This window comes from Pseudonocardia sp. 73-21, assembly GCF_001899645.1.
Taxonomy (GTDB): domain Bacteria; phylum Actinomycetota; class Actinomycetes; order Mycobacteriales; family Pseudonocardiaceae; genus Pseudonocardia.
The window spans coordinates 46,052-68,683 of the sequence record NZ_MKVV01000055.1; the positions used below are offsets into that span (position 1 = coordinate 46,052).

General features: G+C 72.6%; 21 protein-coding genes. 10 read left to right on the forward strand and 11 right to left on the reverse strand.

Going from position 1 to position 22,632, the window contains the following annotated elements; genetic code table 11:
- Positions 1-10 precede the first annotated feature (10 nt).
- Positions 11-622, forward strand: a complete 612-nt coding sequence (locus tag BGP03_RS17915) for a DUF5134 domain-containing protein (RefSeq protein ID WP_296370094.1) — start codon at positions 11-13, stop codon at positions 620-622.
- A 677-nt stretch (positions 623-1,299) separates the two neighbouring features.
- Here the strand turns inward: BGP03_RS17915 and BGP03_RS17920 are convergent.
- Entirely contained in the window at positions 1,300-2,175 is an 876-nt protein-coding gene (locus BGP03_RS17920) for a glycoside hydrolase family 16 protein (protein WP_298795307.1), read from the reverse strand.
- Between the two features lie 81 nt (positions 2,176-2,256).
- Between BGP03_RS17920 and BGP03_RS17925 the strand changes: the two genes are divergently transcribed.
- Genes BGP03_RS17925 through BGP03_RS17935 form a run of 3 tightly spaced genes read left to right on the forward strand, consistent with a single transcriptional unit; the run spans position 2,257 to position 6,134 of the window.
- Positions 2,257-3,417 carry a luciferase family protein gene (locus BGP03_RS17925; protein ID WP_298795306.1) on the forward strand — a complete coding sequence of 387 codons (1,161 nt, stop codon included), beginning with the start codon at positions 2,257-2,259 and terminating at the stop codon, positions 3,415-3,417.
- Between the two features lie 18 nt (positions 3,418-3,435).
- Positions 3,436-5,388, forward strand: a complete 1,953-nt coding sequence (locus BGP03_RS17930) for a potassium transporter Kup (protein ID WP_298795305.1) — start codon at positions 3,436-3,438, stop codon at positions 5,386-5,388.
- Positions 5,389-5,426: 38 nt separating this feature from the next.
- Positions 5,427-6,134: a FadR/GntR family transcriptional regulator gene (locus tag BGP03_RS17935; RefSeq protein ID WP_298795304.1), complete on the forward strand. Its 708-nt coding sequence runs from the start codon at positions 5,427-5,429 to the stop codon at positions 6,132-6,134.
- Here the strand turns inward: BGP03_RS17935 and BGP03_RS17940 are convergent.
- From BGP03_RS17940 to BGP03_RS17960, 5 genes are all read right to left on the reverse strand, one after another.
- A complete protein-coding gene (locus tag BGP03_RS17940) occupies positions 6,111-6,863 on the reverse strand; it encodes an SDR family oxidoreductase (RefSeq protein WP_296371858.1) in 753 nt (250 codons plus the stop codon). The genes BGP03_RS17935 and BGP03_RS17940 overlap by 24 nt on opposite strands.
- On the reverse strand, positions 6,860-8,170 hold the full coding sequence (locus BGP03_RS17945; protein WP_296371860.1) for an enolase C-terminal domain-like protein: 1,311 nt from the start codon (positions 8,168-8,170) through the stop codon (positions 6,860-6,862). Before BGP03_RS17945 ends, BGP03_RS17940 begins: the two co-directional genes overlap by 4 nt.
- Positions 8,171-8,270: 100 nt before the next feature.
- Complete coding sequence (msrA, locus tag BGP03_RS17950) at positions 8,271-8,786, reverse strand: peptide-methionine (S)-S-oxide reductase MsrA (RefSeq protein WP_296371862.1); 516 nt, start codon at positions 8,784-8,786, stop codon at positions 8,271-8,273.
- A gap of 75 nt (positions 8,787-8,861) precedes the next feature.
- Positions 8,862-9,725: a CBS domain-containing protein gene (locus BGP03_RS17955; protein WP_296371864.1), complete on the reverse strand. Its 864-nt coding sequence runs from the start codon at positions 9,723-9,725 to the stop codon at positions 8,862-8,864.
- 10 nt (positions 9,726-9,735) lie between these two features.
- On the reverse strand, positions 9,736-10,494 hold the full coding sequence (locus BGP03_RS17960; protein WP_296371866.1) for an enoyl-CoA hydratase-related protein: 759 nt from the start codon (positions 10,492-10,494) through the stop codon (positions 9,736-9,738).
- Between the two features lie 136 nt (positions 10,495-10,630).
- Here BGP03_RS17960 and BGP03_RS17965 point away from each other — a divergent pair, with 136 nt between their 5' ends.
- The gene (locus BGP03_RS17965; protein WP_298795301.1) at positions 10,631-11,032 is read left to right on the forward strand and encodes a VOC family protein; all 402 of its coding nucleotides are present in this window, start codon (positions 10,631-10,633) and stop codon (positions 11,030-11,032) included.
- An 80-nt stretch (positions 11,033-11,112) separates the two neighbouring features.
- On the forward strand, positions 11,113-13,224 hold the full coding sequence (gene glgX, locus BGP03_RS17970) for a glycogen debranching protein GlgX (RefSeq protein WP_298795299.1): 2,112 nt from the start codon (positions 11,113-11,115) through the stop codon (positions 13,222-13,224).
- Here glgX and BGP03_RS17975 read toward each other — a convergent pair.
- Positions 13,202-13,411 (reverse strand): hypothetical protein, encoded by a 210-nt coding sequence (locus BGP03_RS17975; RefSeq protein WP_296372179.1) that lies wholly within the window; start codon positions 13,409-13,411, stop codon positions 13,202-13,204. The genes glgX and BGP03_RS17975 overlap by 23 nt on opposite strands.
- Here BGP03_RS17975 and BGP03_RS17980 point away from each other — a divergent pair.
- The gene (locus BGP03_RS17980; protein ID WP_296371870.1) at positions 13,322-13,804 is read left to right on the forward strand and encodes a twin-arginine translocase TatA/TatE family subunit; all 483 of its coding nucleotides are present in this window, start codon (positions 13,322-13,324) and stop codon (positions 13,802-13,804) included. The genes BGP03_RS17975 and BGP03_RS17980 overlap by 90 nt on opposite strands.
- 9 nt (positions 13,805-13,813) lie before the next feature.
- On the opposite strand, the gene BGP03_RS17985 is transcribed toward BGP03_RS17980, so the two are convergent.
- Positions 13,814-14,746, reverse strand: a complete 933-nt coding sequence (locus tag BGP03_RS17985) for an SDR family NAD(P)-dependent oxidoreductase (protein ID WP_296371872.1) — start codon at positions 14,744-14,746, stop codon at positions 13,814-13,816.
- Between the two features lie 8 nt (positions 14,747-14,754).
- Positions 14,755-15,594 (reverse strand): MaoC/PaaZ C-terminal domain-containing protein, encoded by an 840-nt coding sequence (locus BGP03_RS17990; protein WP_298795293.1) that lies wholly within the window; start codon positions 15,592-15,594, stop codon positions 14,755-14,757.
- A gap of 174 nt (positions 15,595-15,768) precedes the next feature.
- On the opposite strand from BGP03_RS17990, the gene BGP03_RS17995 reads away from it, so the two are divergent.
- Entirely contained in the window at positions 15,769-17,316 is a 1,548-nt protein-coding gene (locus BGP03_RS17995; protein ID WP_298795291.1) for an acyl-CoA synthetase, read from the forward strand.
- Between the two features lie 44 nt (positions 17,317-17,360).
- Here BGP03_RS17995 and BGP03_RS18000 read toward each other — a convergent pair whose 3' ends face one another.
- Positions 17,361-19,019 (reverse strand): cation acetate symporter, encoded by a 1,659-nt coding sequence (locus tag BGP03_RS18000; RefSeq protein ID WP_298795337.1) that lies wholly within the window; start codon positions 19,017-19,019, stop codon positions 17,361-17,363.
- A 173-nt stretch (positions 19,020-19,192) separates the two neighbouring features.
- Between BGP03_RS18000 and BGP03_RS18005 the strand changes: the two genes are divergently transcribed.
- Positions 19,193-19,813, forward strand: coding sequence for a hypothetical protein (locus BGP03_RS18005; protein ID WP_296371877.1), 621 nt, complete (start codon positions 19,193-19,195; stop codon positions 19,811-19,813).
- Positions 19,814-19,838: 25 nt separating this feature from the next.
- Here the strand turns inward: BGP03_RS18005 and htpG are convergent, their stop codons facing one another.
- A complete protein-coding gene (htpG, locus tag BGP03_RS18010) occupies positions 19,839-21,689 on the reverse strand; it encodes a molecular chaperone HtpG (RefSeq protein WP_298795289.1) in 1,851 nt (616 codons plus the stop codon).
- A gap of 148 nt (positions 21,690-21,837) precedes the next feature.
- Between htpG and BGP03_RS18015 the strand changes: the two genes are divergently transcribed.
- Entirely contained in the window at positions 21,838-22,563 is a 726-nt protein-coding gene (locus tag BGP03_RS18015; RefSeq protein WP_298795287.1) for a DUF4118 domain-containing protein, read from the forward strand.
- Positions 22,564-22,632 lie beyond the last annotated feature (69 nt).

Genomic DNA, 22,632 nt, shown 5'->3' on the forward strand with positions numbered 1-22,632 from the left:
AGTGATCCACATGGGTTCCACCTGGGTGAACGCTCTGCTCGCCGGGATCGGCCTCGGCGCGGGCGCGGTCTTCCTGCTGGCCGCGGCCCGGCGCCCCGCGCAGCGCCCCGGGTGCCTCGCCCATGCGCTGATGGGGCTGGGGATGGCGGGGATGTTCTCGCCGTGGGGCGACCCGGTGCCGCCCGTCGCCGGGGCGCTCGTCTTCGTGGTGGTCGCGGCCTGGTTCGCGGCGGCGTTGCTGCGCACCGGCCGGGTGGGGCTCACCGAGTCGACCCACCTCGTCGTCGGACCGGCCGCCATGGTGCTCATGTACCTGGTCCCGATGGGCCACGCGCCGACGGACACGACGGTGGTCGATCCCGCGCACGCGGGCCACACCATGACGATGGGCGGAGGCGGCGGGTCGCCGTGGCTCTCGGCCGTCGCGCTCGGGCTGACGGGCTACTTCGTCTGGTACGCGTGGATCCTCGCCGGCCGGCTCCGGCCTGCGGCTCCCACCGCGTCCGGTGGGGGAACGGTGGCGGTGGCGGCTCCCGCCCTGGCCACCGGCACCCGGATCGTGGTCGGCGCGCACGTCGTGATGTGCGGACTCATGGCCGTCATGTTCCTCGGCTCGGTCTGACCCCTCACGCGGTGTCCCGCCGCACCGCACCGACCGGCCCGCGCCTGCGTGGTCGCGGCCTCGGCGACGGCGGCGGGTGGCTCGGCCCTGCCGGCGCGCCCGGAGCTGAGCACAGCCCGTTCCCGGGCAGGACGCGGAAGATGGACGGATGCTCGCCGCGCCCCCGACCGTCACGAGGTCGGGGCGCGGCCGGCTCGTGCTGGTCTGCGCGGTCGCGGTGCTCGTGCAGGGCCACGCGCTCGGGCGGCTGCCGCTGTGGCGCGACGAGATCGCGAGCGTGGAGATCGCGTCCCGGCCGCTGCCCGCCCTCCTGACGGCGCTCGGCCGGATCGACGTCGTCCACGGCTGCTACGACCTGCTGCTGCACGTCGTGCTGCTGTTCGGACGTTCCGAGATCGTGGTGCGGTCGCTGTCCCCGGTGTGCGCCGTGGCCACCGTCGGCCTGGCCGCGGAGCTGGCCCGGCGCCGGCTGGGCCTCGTCCCGGCGTCCGTCGTGGGGTGGGTGGGCGTCCCGACCTCCGACGACGTGCGGGTGCTGGCCGTCGACGTCGCCGGCACCGGTGCGACGGCGGCCGCGGTCGGGGTGCTGCTGCTGGTGGCGGCGTCCCGTCGGCGTACGTCCACGCTGTTGGTCTCCGTCGCTCCTGCGGTGCTCGCCGGACGCCGTGGGTGGCCGATCAGCCGCCCACCGGACGCGGGGTGCGGTCCGGGAACAGCTCCGGCTGACCGGTGGCCGGGTCCCCCGGGGCCAGCGACAGCGTGGCGGGCTCGCTCTCGGGCAGCGCCCACTGGCGGGCCCAGTCCATCTGCATCGCGGTGGGGGTGTCGGCGGCGCCGAACCAGTCGAGCTGCATCGTCATGTTCATCGGCCGGGGCGGGAAGTGGCTGGTCTCGGTGGTGGAGTACCACTCCTCCCCGTTCACGAAGGCCGTCATCTTCTCGGGCGTCCACTCCAGCGCCCAGGCCGTCCACCGCGTGGCGTCGCGGGTGACGGACGCGGCCTCCTGCCCGTTGTCCTCCCCGAAGTGCAGGAAGAACCCGGTCTCCTGACGGGTGGGGTCGGAGATCTCCATCCAGTCGACCTCGCCGCCGACGGGCCAGTCCTCCGCTCCCGGCCAGAGCAGCAGGACCGGGTGCAGATCGCCCGCGTCCGCCCGCACGCAGGCCTCCCACCGCCCGTAGCGCTGGCCGGGATGCCAGCTCATCGCACCCGTCGTGCCGTCGGCGGTGCCGGCGATGGTGACGACCCCGTCCTTCACCGTGATCGCGGCCGGCGTGCGCAGCCCGGAGCGCTGGTGGCCCGGCTCGGGGCCGTAGGGGTGCCAGTCGGACGGGAGGGCCGTGCCGGTGAAGTCCGACGAGCGGGTCGGCGCACCCCAGCCCAGGCGGGCGGCCGCGGTGGTCGGGCAGTCCGACGCCCCCGGCGCCACGGGCGCGGCCGAGGCGCGGGTGGGCACCGGGACCGGGGCCGGGGCGGGCGCCGGGGACGAGCAGGCGGCCGCACCCAGCAGCGCGCACACGGCCACGGCCCGGGTCACAGGGGAGCTGCGCATGCCCGCAGCCTGCCAGGCCGTGGCGCGTCTCGAACTGAGACGGCACCGCCACCGTCGTCCACCGGGGACCACGATCTGGCGATGGCGTCGCGCGAGGGCTGGTCCACCGACGCCGACGGCATGCCGATGGTGGCGCGCTGGGGCAGCGAGCACCCGGCGGTGCCGCTGGTCGTCGCCCTGCACGGCAACGGCACCAGCGAGCACTCGATGATCGAGATCTCACCGTGGCTGCCGCACGGGCCGGTCGCCTACGTCTCCGTGCGGGCGCCGTTCGAGCACGGCACCGGGTACTCGTGGTTCCTGGAGCCGGGTGACCTGCCGGAGTCCGCCGCGTGGCTGCTCGAGTGGCTCGACACCGAGGGCGACCCGGACCGGCCCGTGCTGCTCCTGGCGTTCCGCGACGGCGTCACGGTGGCGGGCGCCCTGATGCTCGACGCGCCGCACCGGTTCTCCGGGGCCGCGCTGCTCTACGGCGCGCTCCCGCCGGCGGGCACCGCGGGTCCCGCCCCGCTCGCCGGGATGCCGGTGTTCCTCGCCCACGCCGAGGACGATCCCCGCACCCCGCCCGAGCTGCTCGCCCGCACGTGGGACTGGCTGGCCCACGACAGCGGCGCCCCGCTGTGGGCCGAGCGCGTGCCCGGCGGCGACCAGCTGGCCGGGAAGGTCGTCGGCGACCTGGGCACCTGGCTGGCCGACCGGCTCGACCACCTGCGCGCGCACGGCGAGAACCCGCTGCCCGACGGGACGGAGCCGGACTGGAACGGCCGGCCGCTCCCCCGCCGCACGGGCCCGGTCCCCGACACGACGTCCGGTATCCCGCAGCACCAGACGTCGCAGAACGGGCCCGCGGAGCTGCAGGAACGGCTGTGGGAGCGGCTCGCCGCCCTCGACGGGGTCGCGACGGGCCCGACCACGGTGGGCGTCGAGGGCACCCGGGCCCTGCTGCTCGACCGCGCGGCCGCCAGGGGCCCGGACACCGCCTACCTGCTGCCGGCCCTCGGCGAGGTCGCCCACCTGCACCCCGCCCCGGACGGGAGCCTGCACGTCGCGCTGCCCGACGCGCTGGCCTACGACGCGCTCGCGAAGGGCTGGGCGCTGCCGCATCCGCTGGCCGGGGTGCGGCTGAGCCCCGGGATGGTGCTGGTGCCGGGCCCCCGCGACGAGGACGAGCTGGAGACCGTGACCGAGATCGTCACGGCCTCGGTGCGGTACGCCGCCACCGGGGGGATCGAGGCGGGGTGAGCGGGGCACACTGGGCGCGTGACCGACGCCCCGGTGGCCCCGCTCCCCACACCCCGCGCGAACGGGGGGAACCCCGACCATCCCGCCGCCCACAGCGGCGGGCTCTACGGGCTCGCCCTCGGCGCGCTCGGCATCGTGTTCGGCGACATCGGCACCAGCCCGCTCTACGCCGTGCAGACCGTGTTCTCGATCGACGACGGCGCGGTGAAGCCCACGCCCGACGACATCTACGGCGTCGTGTCGCTGATCTTCTGGTCGGTCACGCTCGTCGTCACCCTCAAGTACGTCACCTTCATCCTGCGCGCCGACAACGACGGCGAGGGCGGCATCATGGCGCTCGCGGCGCTGGTCCGCGGGGTGACGGGCTCGCACGCGCGCCGGGCCGGGCTGGCCCTGGCGCTGGGGGTGCTCGGCGCGTCGCTGTTCTACGGCGACTCCCTGATCACCCCGGCGATCTCGGTGCTCTCGGCCGTGGAGGGCCTGGAGGTGGCCGATCCCGGGCTCGCCGACGCCATCCTGCCGATCGGCATCGCGATCCTCGCGCTGCTGTTCACCGCCCAGCGGTTCGGCACCCACCGCGTGGGGCGGCTGTTCGGGCCGGTCATGGTGATCTGGTTCGTGACGCTCGCCGTGCTCGGGATCCCGCACATCATCGGCCACCCGGGCGTGCTGCGGGGCCTCTCCCCCACCTACATCGTCTCGTTCGTGGCCGACCACCCCTTCACGGCGTTCGTCGCGATGGGCGCGGTCGTGCTGGTGATCACCGGCGCCGAGGCGCTCTACGCCGACATGGGCCACTTCGGCAGGCGCCCGATCCGCCTGTCCTGGTTCGCCGTGGTGTTCCCGGCGCTGATCCTCAACTATCTGGGCCAGGCCGCGCTGGTCCTGGACGACCCGAAGGCGATCGTCAACCCGTTCTACCTGCTCGCGCCGGACTGGGCGCGGCTGCCGCTCGTCGTGCTGGCCACGTTCGCCACGGTCATCGCGTCCCAGGCGGTGATCTCCGGCGCGTTCTCGGTGTCCCGGCAGGCCGTGCGGTTGGGCTTCCTGCCCCACCTGACCGTGCGCCAGACCTCCACGCAGGAGAGCGGCCAGATCTACGTGCCCGCGGTGAACTGGCTGCTGTTCGGCGGCGTGCTGGTGCTCATCGTGACCTTCCGGTCGTCGGCGAGCCTCGCCACCGCCTACGGGCTCGCGGTGACGGGCACGCTGCTGCTCACCACCACCCTGTTCCTCATGTACGCGGCCACGGCGTGGCACTGGGAGCGCTGGAAGCTCGTGGGGGTGGCGGTGGTCTTCGGCGGCGTCGAGCTGCTCTACCTGGGCGCCAACCTCACCAAGATCGCCCACGGCGGATGGCTGCCGTTGCTGATCGCCGCGATCGTCGTCACCGTCATGACCACCTGGCAACGGGGGCGGCGGATCGTCACCGCGCGGCGCACCGAGCTGGAGGGCCCGCTGCCGGAATTCGTGGACACGATGCACGGCAAGGGCATCACCCGGGTGCCGGGGCTCGCCGTCTTCCCGCACCCCACCAACCGCACCGCGCCGCTGGCCCTGCGCGCCAACGTGGAGTTCAACCACGTGCTGCACGAGCGCGTCGTGATCATCTCCGTGGAGTCGGAGAACGTGCCGCACGTGCCACCCGACGAGCGGCTCACCGTCGACGAGCTCGGTCACGTCCACGACGGCATCGTGCACCTGTGCGCCCGCTTCGGGTTCCAGGACGACCAGGACCTGCCCGCCGTGCTGCGCCAGGCCCGCGGCCTGTCCCCCGACCTCGACCTGGACCCCGCCGGGGCGTCGTTCTTCCTGTCCCGCATCACGATCGAGCGCAGCAGGCGGCCGGGCATGCACTCCTGGCGCAAGCGGCTGTTCATCGGGCTGTCGCACAACGCCGCCTCCCCGGCCGCCTACTTCCACCTGCCGGTCGACCGCACCGTCGTCATGGGTTCCCGCATCGAGCTCTGAGCCGCGGCCGCTCGGAGGACATGGGGAAGGATGGGCGGATGCCGGTCACCGACGACGCCATCGAGAAGATCAAGGCGATGATCGTCTCCGGTGAGCTGGGCCCCGGGGCGCGGCTACCGCGCGAGGCCGACCTCGCCGTGCGGCTGGGCCTGTCGCGCAACTCGCTGCGCGAGGCGGTCAAGGCGTTGTCGCTGATCCGCGTGCTCGACGTGCGGCAGGGCGACGGCACCTACGTCACCAGCCTCGACCCCGACCTGCTCCTCGACGCCATGAGCTTCGTCGTCGACTTCCACCGCGACGACACCGTGCTGGAGTTCCTCGAGGTGCGCCGCATCCTGGAGCCCGCGGCCACCGCGATGGCGGCACTCGCCATGAGCGACGAGGAGATCGTCGGGCTGCGCGAGGTGCTGGCGGCGCTGGGCCCCGACCCCGACGCCGAGGCGCTGGTGGCCAACGACCTGGAGTTCCACCGGCGCATCGCGGCCGGCAGCGGCAACTCGGTGCTGTGCTCGCTGATCGACGGCCTCTCGGGCCCCACCACCCGCGCGCGGATCTGGCGCGGCCTCACGCAGGAGGGCGCGGTGGCCCGCACGATCGAGCAGCACGAGGCCATCTGCGACGCCATCGCCGCCCGCCAGCCCGAGGTCGCCCGCTCGTGGGCCACCGTGCACGTGGCCGGGGTGGAGCAGTGGTTGCGCAGTGCGCTCCTCGACCAGGGACCTCTAGGAGCGCGGACGCACCCGTAGGCCCTGCATGCCGCCGTCGACCGCCAGCGCCGCTCCGGTGGTGGACGACGCGAGCGGGCTCGCCAGGTAGGCGATCGCCGCGGCCACCTCGTCGGCGGTGACGAGCCGGCCCATCGGCTGGCGGGCGTTCAGCGCGGCCCGCTCGGCCTCCGGGTCGGTGGCCGAGTCCAGCAGCCGCCCCACCCACGGGGTGTCGGCGGTGCCGGGGTTCACGCAGTTCACGCGGATGCCCTCGGCCACGTGGTCGGCGGCCATCGCCAGGGTGAGCGACTGCACGGCGCCCTTGGACGCGCAGTAGAGCGCCCGCTGCGGCAGGCCGGCGGTGGCCGCGATCGAGCACGTGTTGACGATGGCCGGGTGCGACGAACGGCGCAGGTGCGGCAGCGCGGCGCGGCTGAGCCGCACGATGCCCAGCACGTTGACGTCCAGCACGCGCCGCCACTCGTCGAGCGGGTTGGTCTCGACGGTGCCCTGCGCGCCGATGCCGGCGTTGTTGACCAGGACGTCGATGCCGCCGAGCCGTTCGACGACACCCGCGACGGCGGCGTCCACCGACGCGTCGTCGGTGACGTCGGCGGTGAGCGCGAGCAGCGGCTCCGGCACGCCCGAGGGGTCGAGGTCCAGGCACGCCACGCGCGCGCCGCGGTCGGCCAGCAGGCGGGCGGTGGCCAGGCCGATGCCCGACCCGCCCCCCGTGACCACGGCGACCAGCCCGTCGAACTCGCTCATGGGGTCTCCTTCCAGACGGCACCGTCGGGGAAGCGGAAGGCGGTCAGGGTGGAGGCGTGCATCTCGCCGCCGCCGCCGGGCGCCGTGGGCGGCCAGTAGCGGCCCGCGTGCACGTCGACGGGGGTGACGAAGTGCTCGTGCAGGTGGTCGACGTACTCGATCACCCGGTCGTCCCACGACCCGGAGATCGCCACGACGTCGAGCATCGAGAGGTGCTGCACCAGCTCGCAGAGCCCCACCCCACCGGCGTGCGGGCACACCGGCACGCCGAACTTCGCGGCCAGCAGCAGGATCGCGATGTTCTCGTTCACCCCGCCGACGCGCGCGGCGTCGATCTGCAGGTACGACAGCGCGCCGGTCTGCAGCAGCTGTTTGAACACCACGCGGTTGGCGACGTGCTCACCGGCGGCGACCCGGATCGGGGCGATGCCCTCGGCGATCGCGGCCAGCCCCAGCACGTCGTCGGGGCTCGTCGGCTCCTCCACCCACCACGGTTCGTACTGCGCCAGCGCCCGCACCCAGTCGATGGCGTCCGCGACGTCCCAGCGCTGGTTGGCGTCGATCGCGATGCGGATGTCCGGGCCCACGGTGTCGCGCGCGATGCGCAGGCGGCGCCGGTCGTCGTCGAGGTCGGCACCGACCTTCAGCTTGATCTGGCCGAACCCGTCGGCCACGGCCTCCCGGCACAGCCGCGCCAGCTTCTCGTCGTCGTAGCCGAGCCAGCCCGCGCTGGTCGTGTAGGCGGGGTAGCCCTCGGCCCGCAGGCGCCTCTCCCGCTCCGCGCGGCCCGGCTCGGCCTTGCGCAGGATGTCGAGGGCCTCGTCGCGGGTGAGCGCGTCGGTGAGGTAGCGGAAGTCGACGAGCTCGACGAGCTCCTCGGGCGAGAGGTCGGCGAGCAGCTTCCACAGCGGCAGCCCGGCCCGTTTGGCCCGCAGGTCCCACAGGGCGTTGACCACGGCGGAGATCGCCATGTGGATGACGCCCTTCTCCGGGCCCAGCCAGCGAAGCTGCGAGTCGTGGACGAGCTCGATCCACAGCGGCCCCAGGTTCGCCAGCAACTCCGGCACCGGGCGCCCGACGAGCCGCGCCGCTACCGAGGTGATGGCGGTGGTCTGCACCTCGTTGCCCCGGCCGATCGTGAACGCGAACCCGTGGCCCTCGTGCCCGTCGCCGGCGTCGGTGGTGATCACGACGTACGCGGCCGAGTAGTCCGGGTCCGGGTTCATCGCGTCCGAACCGTCGAGCTCGCGGGAGGTGGGGAAGCGGACGTCGACGGCGCGGACGTCGGTGACGCGCGGAGAGCTCACTGGGCACCAGACTTCCGTGACATCGGATGTGTGGAGGACCCTAGCCCGCGTCTGCCTCGACCAACAAGACAGACGCGGGCAGACATCCGAGGTCTCGGGTTCAGCGCGCGGTCTCCGCCTCGCGCTTCGGCAGGACCCAGCCCGGCCGCACGAAGTGGCACGTGTATCCGGTGGGGTACTTCTGCAGGTAGTCCTGGTGCTCGGGCTCGGCCTCCCAGAACGGCCCGGCCGGCTCCACCTCGGTGACGACCTTGCCCGGCCACAGGCCGGACGCGTCGACGTCGGCGATGGTGTCGATCGCCGTCGCCTTCTGCTCGTCGGAGGTGTAGTAGATCGCCGAGCGGTAGCTGCGGCCCAGGTCGTTGCCCTGGCGGTCCTTCGTCGACGGGTCGTGGATCTGGAAGAAGAACTCCAGCAGCTCGCGGTAGGTGATCACGGAGGGGTCGAAGACGATCTCGACGGCCTCGGCGTGGTCGCCGTGGTTGCGGTAGGTGGCGTTCGGGGTGTCGCCGCCCGAGTACCCCACGCGCGTGGAGATCACCCCGGGGCGCCGCCGCACGAGCTCCTGCGCTCCCCAGAAGCAGCCCCCGGCGAGGATCGCGGTCTCGGTTGTCATCCTGTTGCCTCCTCGATGTTGCTGGTACCGCCGATGGAACGCCCTGCACGGGGCCGATGTTCCGGACCCCGCTCGTCAGATCAGGTCGCTGCGGCTCACGACCCCGGCCAGGGTCGCTCCGTCCACCACCGGGACCGTGCGCAGCCCGTGGTCGGCCACCAGGGCCTGCGCGTCGCCCACCGTCGCGCGGGCGTCCACCGTGACCGGGGTCCTCGTCATCACCGACGACACCGTGGAGTGGGCCTTCCGGCCGGCGAGCGGGTCGGCCAGGATGTCGGCCTCGCTGATGATCCCCACCAGCCGCCCCTCCCCCTCCACCACCGGGAGCGCGGTGTGGCGGTGCTCCAGCATCAGCCGGGCCGCGACGGCGACGGGCTCGCGTGCGGCGACCGCGACGACCTCGCGGGTCATCACGGCCGTCACGGGCGTTCCCGCCGACGGCGCCGGTCCGGTGCGGCGGACCCGCACCATGGCGGCGAGTGCGTCGTCCTCGGTGCGGTCGCGGCCGCCGCCGAACAGCCGGCGCAGACCCGGCCGGGAGCCGCCGTCCGCACGGTGACGGAGCAGGTCGCTGCGGGTGACGACGCCCACCAGCCTGCCGCCCTGCACGACGGGCAGCACGCGCAGCTGGCCGTGGCTGCGCAGCCGCTCCGCGACCGCGGCCGCGTTGGCGGTGGCCGACATCGACAGCACGTCGGGGGTCATGATCTCCTCCACCGACGTCCGCTCGTCGGCCTCGACGCCCTCGGTGCGGTGCACCTCGCGGAAACGCAGGACGTCGAGCAGGCTCACCATGCCGACGAGCCGGGACGAACCGGTGACCACGGGCAGCGCGCTGAAGCCGAAGCGGGTCATCCGGTCGACCGCTGCGGAGATCGGTTCGTCGGCGCGGACGGTGACGACGCGGACGGTCATGAGATCCCGGAGTGCTCGTGCCATCGCCGCGACCCTACCGGCCCTTCCAGACCGGCGGACGCTTGTCGCGGAACGAGGCCGGCCCCTCCTGAGCGTCCTCGGAGAGGTAGACGCCCTCGTAGATCCGGTCCGCGGTGTCCAGTGCGGCGGACCAGCCCATCTCGGCGCTGGCGTAGACCATCGCCTTGCCCGCGCGCACCGACAGCGGCGCGTTGCCGGCGATCGTCAGGGCGAGCCGCTGCGTCTCGGCCACCAGGTCGGCGGCCGGCACCACCTTGTTGACCAGCCCCAGCTCGTAGGCCCGCTGCGCGCTGATCGGGTCGCCGGTGAGCACCATCTCCATCGCCACCCGCGGCGGGATGAGCCACGGCAGCGGCGCCGCCCACGGCGAGCCGCGGCCGATCTTCGCCTCGGTGATCGCGAACCGGGCGTGGTCGGCCGCCACGACGAGGTCCACCGACTGCGCGAGCAGGAAACCGCCCGCGTAGGCCACGCCGTTGACGGCGGCGATCACCGGCTTGTCGACGTGCACGGTGCGGCCCAGATGCGGCACGAACGCGCGGCCCGGAACTTTCAGCGCGGTGTCGGCCATCTCCTTGAGGTCGCCGCCCGCACAGAACGCCTTGTCCCCCGCTCCGGTCAGCACGGCGACGGCCGCGGCGTCGTCGGCGGCGAACCGCTCGTAGGCGGTGAGGATCCCGGCCCGCACGGCGGCGTTGAGGGCGTTGCGCGCCTCGGGCCGGTCGATGGTGATCCACGCGACCCGGTCGCGAACCTCGTAGGTGACGGACACGGGCTCCTCCAGTCAGATGAACGGCACTCCGGTCGGAACCTATGCGACGGGACGGCCGTTCGTCGGTCCCGGGTTGCCCCCGTCCCCCTTTCCGCGTGAGGGTGGGGGTCCGCCATCGAGTCGAAGGAGCCTCCCCATGGCATTCCCCGGTCTACAGCACGTCGCCATCACCGTCTCGGATCTGAGGCGCAGCACCCAGTGGTACTCGACGCTGTTCGGCGCCGAGCCCGTCCTCGACGAGGACGAGGAGGGCGGCGCGTTCCACCACACCGTCTTCGCCCTCGACGGCGGCATGCTCTTCGGGCTCCACACGCACATGGGCGCCGAGACGAAGGACCGCGCCGACGAGCACCGCACCGGCCTCGACCACATCGGATTCGCCCTCTCGGGCACGGTGGAGCTGCAGCTGTGGGAGGGCAGGCTCAACGCCCTCGGGATCCCCCACGGCGGCATCAAGAAGGCCCACTACGGCAGCGGCATCTCCTTCCGCGACCCCGACAACATCGCCCTCGAGTTCTTCATCGCGCCCGGCACCTGAGCCGCCCCGAGTCGCCGGACGGGCCCGCGTGCTCTAGAAAGACGTGCTGCCGCTTCGGCAGCACGTCTCCCGGAGGTCTTGTGCACATCTGGCCCGGCTCGCCCTACCCGCTGGGGTCCTCGTTCGACGGCGGGGGCACGAACTTCGCGATCTTCTCGGAGGTCGGCGAGCGCATCGAGCTCTGCCTGTTCGACGACGACGGCACCGAGAGCCGCGTCGACCTCCCGGAGCGCAACGGGCTGGTCTGGCACGGCTACCTGCCGCGCATCTGGCCCGGGCAGCGCTACGGCTACCGCGTGCACGGCCCCTACGAGCCGGCCGCCGGTCTGCGCTGCAACCCGGCCAAGCTGCTGCTCGACCCGTACGCGAAGGCCGTCGACGGTGAGATCGAGTGGGGTCAGTCGCTGTTCTCCTACGACTTCGGCGACCCCGACTCGTTCAACGAGGAGGACTCCGCGCCGCAGGCGATGACCTCGGTGGTGATCAACACCTTCTTCGACTGGGCGGGCGACCAGCCGCCGCGCGTGCCGTACAACGAGTCGATCATCTACGAGGCCCACGTCAAGGGCATGACGATGCGCCACCCCGACATCCCCGAGGACGTGCGCGGCAGCTACGCCGCCATCGCGCACCCGGCCACGATCGCCCACCTGAAGAAGCTGGGCGTCACGGCGATCGAACTGATGCCGGTGCACCAGTTCGTCAACGACTCGACGCTGGTGGACAAGGGCCTGTCGAACTACTGGGGCTACAACTCCATCGGCTTCTTCGCCCCGCACAACAGGTACGCGAGCTTCGGCACGCGCGGCGAGCAGGTCTACGAGTTCAAGTCGATGGTGCGCACCCTGCACAAGGCGGGGATCGAGGTGATCCTCGACGTGGTCTACAACCACACCGCCGAAGGCAACCACATGGGCCCGACGCTGTCGTTCCGCGGCATCGACAACCAGGCCTACTACCGGCTCGTCGAGGGCGACGAGAAGCACTACTTCGACACGACCGGCACCGGCAACAGCCTCAACGTGCGCCACCACGAGTCGCTGCGGCTGCTCATGGACTCGCTGCGCTACTGGGTCACCGAGATGCACGTCGACGGCTTCCGGTTCGACCTCGCCTCGTCGCTGGCGCGGGAGTTCCACGCCGTCGACCGGCTCTCGGCGTTCTTCGACCTGATCAACCAGGACCCGATCGTCAGCCAGGTCAAGCTCATCGCCGAGCCCTGGGACGTCGGCGACGGCGGCTACCAGGTGGGCGGGTTCCCGCCGCTGTGGACCGAGTGGAACGGCAAGTACCGCGACACCGTCCGCGACTTCTGGCGGGGCGAACCGGCCAGCCTCGGCGAGTTCGCGGCGCGCTTCACCGGCAGCTCCGACCTCTACGAGGCCGACAACCGCCGCCCCATCGCCTCGATCAACTTCGTCACCGCCCACGACGGCTTCACGCTGCAGGACCTCGTCTCCTACAACGAGAAGCACAACGAGGCCAACGGCGAGGACAACAACGACGGCGAGAGCCACAACCGGTCCTGGAACTGCGGCGCCGAGGGCCCCACCGACGACGACGCGATCTACGCGCTGCGCGAGCGGCAGAAGCGCAACATCATGACCACGCTGCTGCTGAGCCAGGGCGTGCCGATGATCGCGCACGGCGACGAGCTGGGGCGCACCCAGCACGGCAACAACAACGTCTACTGCCAGGACAACGAACTGTCCTGGGTGGACTGGGAGGCCGCCCGCTACCAGGACGTGCTCACCGACTTCACCGCCCGCCTCGCCCGGATGCGTGCCGAGCACCCGATCTTCCGCCGGCAGCGGTTCTTCCAGGGCCGCCCGGTGCGCGGGAGCAACATCGACGACATCGCCTGGCTGCGCCAGGACGGCCAGCCGATGAGCGACGCCGACTGGGACGGCGCCGCGACGCAGACCCTCACCGTCTACCTCAACGGCGCCGGCATCCCCGACCGTGACGAGCTGGGCATGCAGATCGTCGACGACTCGTTCATGCTGCTGTTCAACGCCCACCACGAGGACCAGACGTTCGTGCTGCCCGACGAGAGCTACGGCAAGGGCTGGAAGACCGCGCTCGACACGGCCGACCCGCTCCTGGCCGACGACCGCCGCCGCTTCCCCGCGCCGGGCAGCACCATCGAGGTCACCTCGCGCTCGGTGCTCATCCTCCAGCGGAGCTTCTAGTGCTGGCCCGGTACGGCTCCGGGACGCCCAGACGCAGCAGGCGTGAGGCACGACCCTGGCCGTTGCGGCGGCGCAGGGCCGCGACGGCCTCGGGTTCGTGCCGGGCGGCGTTGACCAGTACCCCGAACAGCGTGATCACCAGGAAGGCACCGACGAAGCCCAGCTCCTCGCCGAGGATGGCGAAGATGAAGTCGTTGTGCGCATTGGGGAGCACGGTCCGGCCCGACAGGGGATGACGATGTTCGGTATCAGCTATGAGAAATTGTTCGTGTTGGCCGTGATCGCACTATTCGTCCTGGGTCCGGAGCGCCTGCCCGCCGCCGCGACGTGGGTCGGCCAGAACATCCGCAGGGTCCGGGAGTTCGCCGGCCACGCCAACCGACAGCTCCGCAGCGAGCTCGGCCCCGAGTTCGACCAGCTGCGCGAACCACTCGAGCAGTTGCGCGGGCCGCTGCAGGACCTGCGGTCGCTGCGCGATCCACGCTCGGCGCTGATGCGGCACCTGCTCGACGAGCCCTCCCCGCCGTCGAACGGGCCGGTCCCGTCCGCGCGACCGGCCGTCGACACGGACGCCACCTGAACGGCCGGCTCAGGCCTTCCGGTTCGCGGCCTGGGCCGCGAAGAGGCTCGGCGGCAGGCCGTCGGCCACTTCGCGGACGTCGCGCTCCATCTGGGCGGCCAGGTCGTCGAAGCTCCAGGGCCCGTCGGAGGTGACCTCGCCGATCACCGTCGGGTTCTGGTAGACGCCGACCGAGAACCCGACGGCGCCGAGCACGCGGCCGGTCAGCCAGCCCGACCGGTCGCTGGCCAGGTAGAGCGCCAGGGCGGCGATGTTGTCCGGGGAGCGGCTGGGATCGTCGTCGGCGGGACGGTCCTGGATGGCCTTGCGCTCCTGCGGCACGGTGGCCACCAGGCGGGTGGCGGCGGCCGGCGCGATGGCGTTGGCCGTGACGCCGTAGCGGGCCAGTCCCTGGGCCAGCGAGTAGGTCAGCCCGACCACGCCCATCTTCGCCGTGGCGTAGTTGGCCTGGCCGGGTGAACCCTCCAGCCCGGAGTGCGAGGTGAAGTTGACGATCCGGTAGTGGCCGTCCGGGTTGCGCTGCTCGCGGAAGTACGCGGCCGCCGCGCGGGAGGCCGAGAAGTGGCCACGCAGGTGCACGCGGATCACCACGTCCCACTCCTCGTCGGACATGTTGAAGATCATCCGGTCGCGAAGCACGCCCGCGGAGTTCACCAGCACGTCCAGCCCGCCGAACTCCTCCACCGCCGTGGCGACCAGCCGCTTCCCCGTGTCGGTGTCGGCGATGTCGCCGCCGTCGGCGACGGCCCGGCCGCCCGTCGCGCGGATCTCCGCGACGATCGCCTCGGCGGCGCCCGCGTCGCTCCCGGACCCGTCGGGGCCGCCGCCGAGGTCGTTGACGACCACCGCCGCGCCCTCTGCGGCGAAGCGCCGGGAGATCGCGGCGCCGATGCCCCGCGCCCCTCCGGTGACGACCGCGGTCCGTCCGTCGAGCACGCCCATGAGCTCTCCTACCCGATGTCCAGGCGGCCGCGGTCCAGGACCGTCTCGCCGCCGCTGGTGGTGCGGAACCAGGCGCCAGCGCCGTCGCGCCAGACCGAGACGGTCAGCTCGGCGCCGGGCAGCACCGGGCGCGTGAACCGGGCGTCCATGCCGCGGAACCGGGCCGGGTCACCGTCGCAGACCGTGGCGAGCAGCGCCCGCGCGGTGAAGCCGTAGGTGCACATGCCGTGCAGGATCGGGCGGTCGAAGCCACCGCGCCGGGCGAACGCGGGGTCGGTGTGCAGCGGGTTGCGGTCACCGGTGAGCCGGTAGAGCAGCGCCTGGCCGGGCGCGGTGGTGTAGCCGACGATGTGGTCGGGCGCGGACTCGGGCACCGGCGACGGCCCGGACGACCCGCGCGGGCCGCCGAAGCCGCCCTCACCGCCGATGAACACGGACTGGACGGTGGTGGCGAGCGGCTGCCCGGTGGCGGCGTCGACCGCCTCGGCCTCGGTGCGCACCAACGCGCCGCGGCCCTTGTCGAAGACCCCGGTGACGGTGGACGTGGTGGTGGCGCGACCCTCCACCGGCAGGGGTGCGTGCAGCCGGAAGCCCTGCTCGGCGTGCACCAGCAGGGCCGGGTCGAAGTCACCGAGCGGGATGCGGGAACCGCGCGTGATGATGTTCGCGTAGGTGGGCAGCACCGCGGGGCCCACTCCGTCGGTGTTGTCGGTGGTGAAGGCCAGCTCCCCCAGGGGATCGTCGTGGCCTGCGCCCACCGCGAGCGCGTAGAGCAGAACGTCGTCGACGGTCCAGCTGAACTCGACCGGCTCACCCGTCGTGCCGAGCAGACCCTGCGCCAGCGCCATGCCGGTGAGGTTAGGACGGCGCGAGCAGCACCGCACGCCCTACCTGTCCCCCCTTCCGCGAGGTAGCGGCACGGCGCGCCGCCCGGCCGTCGAACGCGTCGGCGAGCGCGGTGGCGGTCGCGGCGTGTCACGCTGGGGTCGCCGACCGACAGGTGCCTCAGCGAGGAGACAGCCGTGTACCCGGGAACGTTCGCCGCGACCACCCCCGACAAGCCCGCCGTCGTGATGGCGGACTCCGGCGCCACGCTGACCTACGCCGAGCTCGACGACCGCTCGATCCGGCTGTCGCGGGTGCTGCACGCCGCCGGCCTGCGCCCCGGCGACGACGTCGCACTGCTGTCGGAGAACTCGCTGCAGTACTACGTGGTGTTCTGGGCCGCGATGCGCAGCGGGCTCTACATCACCGCCATCAACCAGCACCTCACCGCGCCCGAGGTCGCCTACATCGTGGGCGACTGCGGCGCCCGGGCGCTCGTGGTCACCTCGGCGCTGCGCGACGTGGCCGTCGACATCGTGGCCGACACGCCCGATGTGGCACTGCGGCTGGCCGTCGGCGGGGGCGTGCCCGGGTACGACGACTACGACGACACGCTCGCCGCCGCCCCGGCCGAGCCGCTGGCGGAGCAGCCCCGGGGCCGGGACCTGCTCTACTCCTCGGGCACCACCGGCCGGCCGAAGGGCGTGAAGGCGCCGTTGCCCGAGGGGTCGGTGGCGGAGGTCGCCGACCCCCTGCTGGGCCTGTTCGGCCCGCTCTACGGCTTCGACGGCGACACCGTCTACCTCTCCCCCGCGCCGCTCTACCACGCCGCCCCGCTCCGGTTCGGCGGCATGATCCACTCCGTGGGCGGCACCGTGGTCGTCATGCCGCGGTTCGAGCCGGCCGCCGCGCTGGCCGCGATCGAACGCTTCGGCGCCACGCACAGCCAGTGGGTGCCCACGATGTTCGTCCGGATGCTCAAGCTCCCGGCCGAGGTCCGCGAGCGCCACGACCTCTCGTCGCTGCGCGTGGCCATCCACGCGGGGGCGCCGTGCCCCGTGGAGGTCAAGCAGAAGATGATCGAGTGGTGGGGGCAGGACACCCTTCACGAGTACTACGCCGCGACGGAGGCGGTCGGCCTCACGGTGATCGACTCGGCCACCTGGCTGGAGCACCCGGGATCGGTCGGGCGCTCGATCCTGGGCGTCATCCACATCTGCGACGACGACGGACTGGAGGTGCCGACGGGCAGTGTGGGCGTCGTCTGGTTCGAGCGCGAGGAGTTCCCGTTCGCCTACCACAACGACCCGGAGAAGACGGCCGGGGCGCAGCACCCCGACCATCCGACGTGGGGCACCACCGGCGACGTCGGCTACGTCGACGAGGACGGCTTCCTCTTCCTCACCGACCGCAAGGCGTTCATGATCATCTCGGGCGGGGTGAACATCTACCCGCAGGAGGTGGAGAACGCCCTGACGCTGCACCCGGCCGTGTTCGACCTCGCCGTGATCGGGGTGCCCGACGAGGAGATGGGCGAGGTGGTGAAGGCCGTCGTCCAGCCGGCCGAGGGCGTCGAGCCCGGCCCCGAGCTGGAGGCGGAGCTGCTGGCCTTCCTCAGCGGACGGATCGCGCGGTTCAAGGTGCCGCGCAGCATCGACTTCGTGGCCGAGCTGCCACGCACGGCCACGGGAAAACTGCAGAAGCACAAGATCAGGGAGAGCCACGTGGCGGAGGTGGCGCGATGAGCGACTCCTCCTGGCTCGACCGGATCACCCCGGCCTGAGAGGTATCAGACCCGGTGGCGGCGCACCGCCGCCACCGGGCTGCGGCGCCGCGTCGCCCGGTCGGCACTCGCGCCCGTCAGCGCCCGCACCTCCATCTCGGCCTGCCGGCGCCGCGCGTCGCGGTCGGGGCGGCGGCTGCACCACGTGCCGACCGCACCCAGCAGGAACGACGCCGGGATCGACACCATCCCCGGGTTGGCGAAGGGGAACCAGGCGAAGTCGACGTCGGGGAACAGCGACGTCGGGCGCCCGGACACCTCCGGGGAGAACGCCACCAGCCCGAGCGCGATGATCATGCCGCCCCAGATGCTCAGCACCGCGCCCGTGGTGGTGAAGCGCGGCCAGTACAGCGTGTAGAGCAGCGACGGCAGGTGGGCCGACGCGGCCACCGCGAACGTCAGCCCGACCAGCACGGCGATGTTCTGACCGTTGGCCACGATGCCGCCGGCGATGGCGGCGATCCCCACCACCACGGCGGTGCCGCGCGCCACCCGCACCTCCTTGCGGGGCTCGGCGTGGCCGCCCTTGAGGACCCCCGCGTAGACGTCGTGGGCGAACGAGGCCGACGCGGTGATCGTCAGGCCGGCGACGACGGCGAGGATCGTGGCGAACGCGACCGCCGCGACGACGCCGAGCAGGATCTCCCCGCCCAGCTCGTAGGCCAGCAGCGGCGCGGCGGCGTTCGACTCGCCCGCCGCCGCGGTGATGGCCTCCGGCCCGACGAGGGCGGCGGCGCCGTAGCCGATGACGATGGCGGCGAGGAAGAACCCGCCGATGAGCCAGATCGCCCACACCGCCGAGCGACGCGCGGCCCGGCCGTCGGGCACGGTGTAGAAGCGCATCAGCACGTGCGGGAGGCTCGCCGGGCCGAGCAGCCCCGCCAGCCCGAGCGAGAGGAAGTCGAGCTTCGACAGGCCCGTCTGCCCGTACTGCGGGCCGGGCTGCAGCAGCGCCGCACCGGCTCCCGGGTTGGCCTGCATCGTGGAGCCCAGCAGCGAGGAGAGGTTGAACCCCCACCGGCCCAGCACCCACACCGCGAGCGACGCGCCCGCGACGACCAGCAGCGCCGCCTTGAGGATCTGCACCCACGTGGTGCCCTTCATGCCGCCGACCAGCACGTAGACGAGCATGAGCACACCCACGCCGCCGATGACGACCGACTGGCTGAACCGGTCGGAGTTTCCGATGCCCACCAGCAGGGAGACGAGCCCGCCGGCCCCGGCGATCTGGGCCACCAGGTAGAGCATGGACACGAGCAGCGTCGACGTGGCGGCGGCCGCCCGCACCGGGCGCACCCGCAGCCGGTAGCTCAGCACGTCGGCCATCGTGTAGCGGCCGGTGTTGCGCAGCGGCTCGGCGACGAACAGCAGCGCGATCACCCAGCCGGTCAGCGAGCCGATCGCGAACATGACGCCGTCGTAGCCGTAGACCGCCACCGCGCCGACGACGCCCAGGAACGCCGCGGCGGACAGGTAGTCCCCCGCGATCGCGATGCCGTTCTGCGCGCCGGTGAAACCCTGGCCGCCGGTGTAGTAGTCGGTGGTGGCCCGCCCGCCGCGCGCGGTGGCGATCATGATGGCGAAGGTCGCCAGGACGAACCCGGCGAAGATCGTCAGGTTGAGGCCGGGGTTCCCGACGGTGGGACTCGCGGCGAGCAGTGACATGAGCGTCCCTTCGCGGTACTCGAATGGCGGCATGATAATCACCCGTTCGCCGAAGAATGAGCACATGTGGTGACGAAAGGTCGGCTGTCAGCGGTGAGTGGTCACCCGAACCGACGCGATACTGGCTACTCTGCGTGGCAGGGTTCCGTCGAACACGGCCGATCGGGGGATCGATGGCTGTCCACAGCACGGCACTGGACGAGCGGCGCGGCCGCGGGGTCTGGATGCGACCCGGCGCCGCCGCCCGGGCGCTGCGGGACGCGGCCCGGAAGGCGCTCGCGACGACCGAGGCGGGGCTGAGCCTGATGCGCCCGATCCTCGAGCAGCACGCGGCGGAGCGCGGCCACGCGCTGGGCCCGGACCACCTCGACACCCTCGCCGCGGAGAACGAGCTGGCCCTGGCCGACCTCGCCGACGACCAGCCGGGCGCCGCGCTGGACCGGCTGACGGTGCTCGCCGCCGACTGCGAGCGGGCGCTGGGCCACGACCACCCCGACACCCTCGTCGTCCGCGGGAACCTCGCGGCCGCGCGCCTGGCGCTGGGCCAGAGCGGGGTGGCGGCCGCCGAGCTCGCCGCGCTGGTCGTCGACCGCGAGCGGGTGCTCGGCAACGGTCACGCGTCCACCCACAACGCCCGCATCGAACTCGCGCTGGCCCGGTTCGCGGCCGGGCGGCCGACCACCGCGGTCGAGCCGCTCGAGTCGGTGCTCGTGAGCGTCGACGCCCGCTACGGCAGCCGCCACCCGCTCTCCCGGCTCTGCCGGACCATGCTCGCCGAGGCCCGCAGCGCCTGACCCCGCCCGCCGATCCCGGGCACCGTCAGAGCGTGCCCTCCAGGCGCCGCGCCAGGATCTGGACGAAGCCGGCCGGGTCGGTCAGGTCCCCGCCCTCGGCCAGCAGGGCCATGCCCGCGAGGAGGCGGGCCGTGTCGGCCAGGGCCGCGTCGTCGGGCCGCTCCTCGTGCGCCGTGCGCAGGCCGGCCACCAGCGGGTGGCCGGGGTTCAGCTCGAGGATCCGCTTGATCGTCGGCAGCTCCTGGCCCATCGCCCGGTACATCTTCTCCAGGGTCGGGGTCATGTCGGTGCTGTCGCCCACGAGGCACGCGGGCGAGGTGGTGAGCCGCGAGGTGAGGCGCACCTCCCGCACGTCGTCGGCGAGCACCTCCCCCATCCACGACACGAGCCCGGCGAACTGCTCGGCGCCCTCCACCTCGTCGTCCTCGGTGGCGCCCTTCGCGATCGACGCCAGCGGGGTGCCGTCGAACTCGCCGACCTGCTCGACCCACACCTCGTCGATCGGGTCGGTGAGCAGCAGCACCTCGTGCCCCTTGGCGCGCAGGGCCTCCATGTGCGGGGAGTTCTCGATCGCGGTGCGCGACTCGCCGGTGGCGTAGAGGATCTGCTCCTGGCCCTCGGGCATCCGCTCCTTGTAGGCGGCGAGCGTCGTCGGCTTCTCCGGATCGTGGGTGCTGGCGAACGAGCAGACCGCGAGGATCTCGGCGCGGTTGTCGGGGTCCTCGAGCAGCCCCTCCTTGACCGCGCGGCCCATCTCGCCCCAGAAGGTGGCGTACTTCTCGGCGTCGTCGGTCTGAAGGGCCTTGATCGTCGAGAGCACCTTGCGCACCAGGCGCTTGCGGATCAGCTGGATCTGGCGGTCCTGCTGGAGGATCTCGCGCGAGACGTTGAGCGAGAGGTCGGCGGCGTCGACCACGCCCTTGACGAAGCGCAGGTACTCCGGGACGAGCGCCTCGCAGTCGTCCATGATGAACACCCGGCGCACGTAGAGCTGCACGCCGCGGCGGCTCTCGCGCAGGAACAGGTCCATCGGCGCCCGCGACGGCAGGAACAGCAGCGCCTGGTACTCGAAGGTGCCCTCGGCCTGCAGCCGGATGGTCTCCAGCGGCTCCTGCCAGTCGTGGCTGACGTGCCGGTAGAACTCGGCGTACTCCTCCGCGGAGACGTCGTCCTTCGGGCGCGCCCAGAGCGCCTTCATGCGGTTGAGCGGCTCGGTCTCGCCGGAGAGGCGGATCGGCCAGGTGATGAAGTCCGAGTACCGGGTGACGATCCGCCGGATCGTCGACGGGTCGGTGTAGTCGGGCATGGCGTCCTCGGCGTCGGCCGGCTTGAGCGCCAACGTCACCGAGGTGCCCTGGGGGGCGTCGGGCTCGTCGTCGACGGTGTAGCTGCCCTCTCCGGCGGACTCCCAGCGCACCCCGGCGTCGGAGCCGGCGCGGCGGGTGACCATGGTGACCGAGTCGGCGACCATGAAGCTCGAGTAGAACCCGACGCCGAACTTGCCGATCAGCTCCTGAGCGGCCCCGATCTCCTGGGAGTCGTTGGCCGCGCGCAGCGACGCGAGCATCTCCGCGGTGCCGGACTTCGCGATGGTGCCGATCAGCGCCACCACCTCGTCGCGGGTCATGCCGATCCCGTTGTCGCGCACCGTGACCGTGCGCGCGTCGGCGTCGGCGGTGATCTCCACGTGCAGGTCGGAGACGTCGACCTGCAGGTCCTTGTCCCGGTAGGTCTCCAGCCGCAGCTTGTCCAGCGCGTCGGAGGCGTTGGAGATCAGCTCCCGCAGGAACACGTCGCGGTTGGAATAGATCGAGTGGACCATCAGCTGGAGCAGCTGGCGCGCCTCGGCCTGGAACTCGATCGTCTCGGCGGTCATCGTGTGCAGTCCTTCCCGTCTGTCGAGGTGGGTCGGACCCTACCGTCGGGCGCGCCGGACGGTCGCGGGCGTCAAGGAGCCGTCAAGCCGCCTTGACGCCGGCCGCCGCGGCGCGCTTCATGCGGGGATGCGAAGCTCTACGCCCGTCATGATCACCGTCGCCGTGCTCGCCCCTCTCGCGCTGTGCGGGCTGCTCGTACCGTTCCGGGCCGACGTGGTGAGCACGAACGCCGCGCTGCTGCTCGTGCTGGTCGTCGTCGGTGTGGCCGCCACGGGCAACCGGCTCGCCGGCGTGGGGGCGGCACTGGCGGGCGCGCTGTGGTTCGACCTCCTGCTCACCGCCCCCTACGGCACGCTCGCGATCGCGAACCGCGACGACATCGAGACCGCGGTGCTGCTGGTGCTCGTCGGGCTCGCGGTCACCGAGATCGCCCTGTGGGGCCGCCGCCAGCAGTCGCGGTCGAGCCGTCGCGAGGGCTACCTCGCCGGTGTCACCGCGGTGGCCCGGACGGTGGCGTCGGGCGAGTCGTCGCTGCCGGAGCTGGTCGAGCGGGTCGGCCGGCAGATCTCCGACGTCCTCGACCTCGACGCCTGCCGGTTCGACCCGGGCCCCGTCGACGGCGCCGTCCGCCTGTTCCGCGACGGTGCCGTCACGTGGAGCGGCCACGAGGTGGACGTCGAGCGGGAGGGGCTGCCGACGATGGACGAGATCAGCCTCCCCGTCGAGTACGGCGGGGCCTCCTACGGCCACTACGTGCTGACCTCGTCGACGGCCGTGCGGCGCCCCGACCGCGAGCAGCTGGCCGTCGCGATCACCCTCGCCGAGCAGGTGGGCGCGGCACTGTCGGCGCGGCGGACGGAGACGACGCCCTAGACGGCTCCTCTCTGTGTCAAGTGGATCTTGGGTCAGGTTGTAGAGTCGGTGGTGGCGGGTCCGGGAAGT

Bases quoted from the DNA above. Each gene is read 5' to 3' on its own strand.
- BGP03_RS17925 (WP_298795306.1), top strand. From the start codon at position 2,257: ATGGCGTCGCGCGAGGGCTGGTCCACCGACGCCGACGGCATGCCGATG.
- BGP03_RS17920 (WP_298795307.1), bottom strand. From the start codon at position 2,175: ATGCGCAGCTCCCCTGTGACCCGGGCCGTGGCCGTGTGCGCGCTGCTG.
- BGP03_RS17940 (WP_296371858.1), bottom strand. From the start codon at position 6,863: ATGAGCGAGTTCGACGGGCTGGTCGCCGTGGTCACGGGGGGCGGGTCG.
- BGP03_RS17935 (WP_298795304.1), top strand. From the start codon at position 5,427: ATGCCGGTCACCGACGACGCCATCGAGAAGATCAAGGCGATGATCGTC.
- BGP03_RS17965 (WP_298795301.1), top strand. From the start codon at position 10,631: ATGGCATTCCCCGGTCTACAGCACGTCGCCATCACCGTCTCGGATCTG.
- BGP03_RS18015 (WP_298795287.1), top strand. From the start codon at position 21,838: ATGATCACCGTCGCCGTGCTCGCCCCTCTCGCGCTGTGCGGGCTGCTC.
- BGP03_RS18005 (WP_296371877.1), top strand. From the start codon at position 19,193: ATGGCTGTCCACAGCACGGCACTGGACGAGCGGCGCGGCCGCGGGGTC.
- BGP03_RS17915 (WP_296370094.1), top strand. From the start codon at position 11: ATGGGTTCCACCTGGGTGAACGCTCTGCTCGCCGGGATCGGCCTCGGC.
- BGP03_RS18000 (WP_298795337.1), bottom strand. From the start codon at position 19,019: ATGTCACTGCTCGCCGCGAGTCCCACCGTCGGGAACCCCGGCCTCAAC.
- BGP03_RS17990 (WP_298795293.1), bottom strand. From the start codon at position 15,594: ATGGCGCTGGCGCAGGGTCTGCTCGGCACGACGGGTGAGCCGGTCGAG.
- BGP03_RS17985 (WP_296371872.1), bottom strand. From the start codon at position 14,746: ATGGGCGTGCTCGACGGACGGACCGCGGTCGTCACCGGAGGGGCGCGG.
- htpG (WP_298795289.1), bottom strand. From the start codon at position 21,689: ATGACCGCCGAGACGATCGAGTTCCAGGCCGAGGCGCGCCAGCTGCTC.
- BGP03_RS17955 (WP_296371864.1), bottom strand. From the start codon at position 9,725: ATGGCACGAGCACTCCGGGATCTCATGACCGTCCGCGTCGTCACCGTC.
- msrA (WP_296371862.1), bottom strand. From the start codon at position 8,786: ATGACAACCGAGACCGCGATCCTCGCCGGGGGCTGCTTCTGGGGAGCG.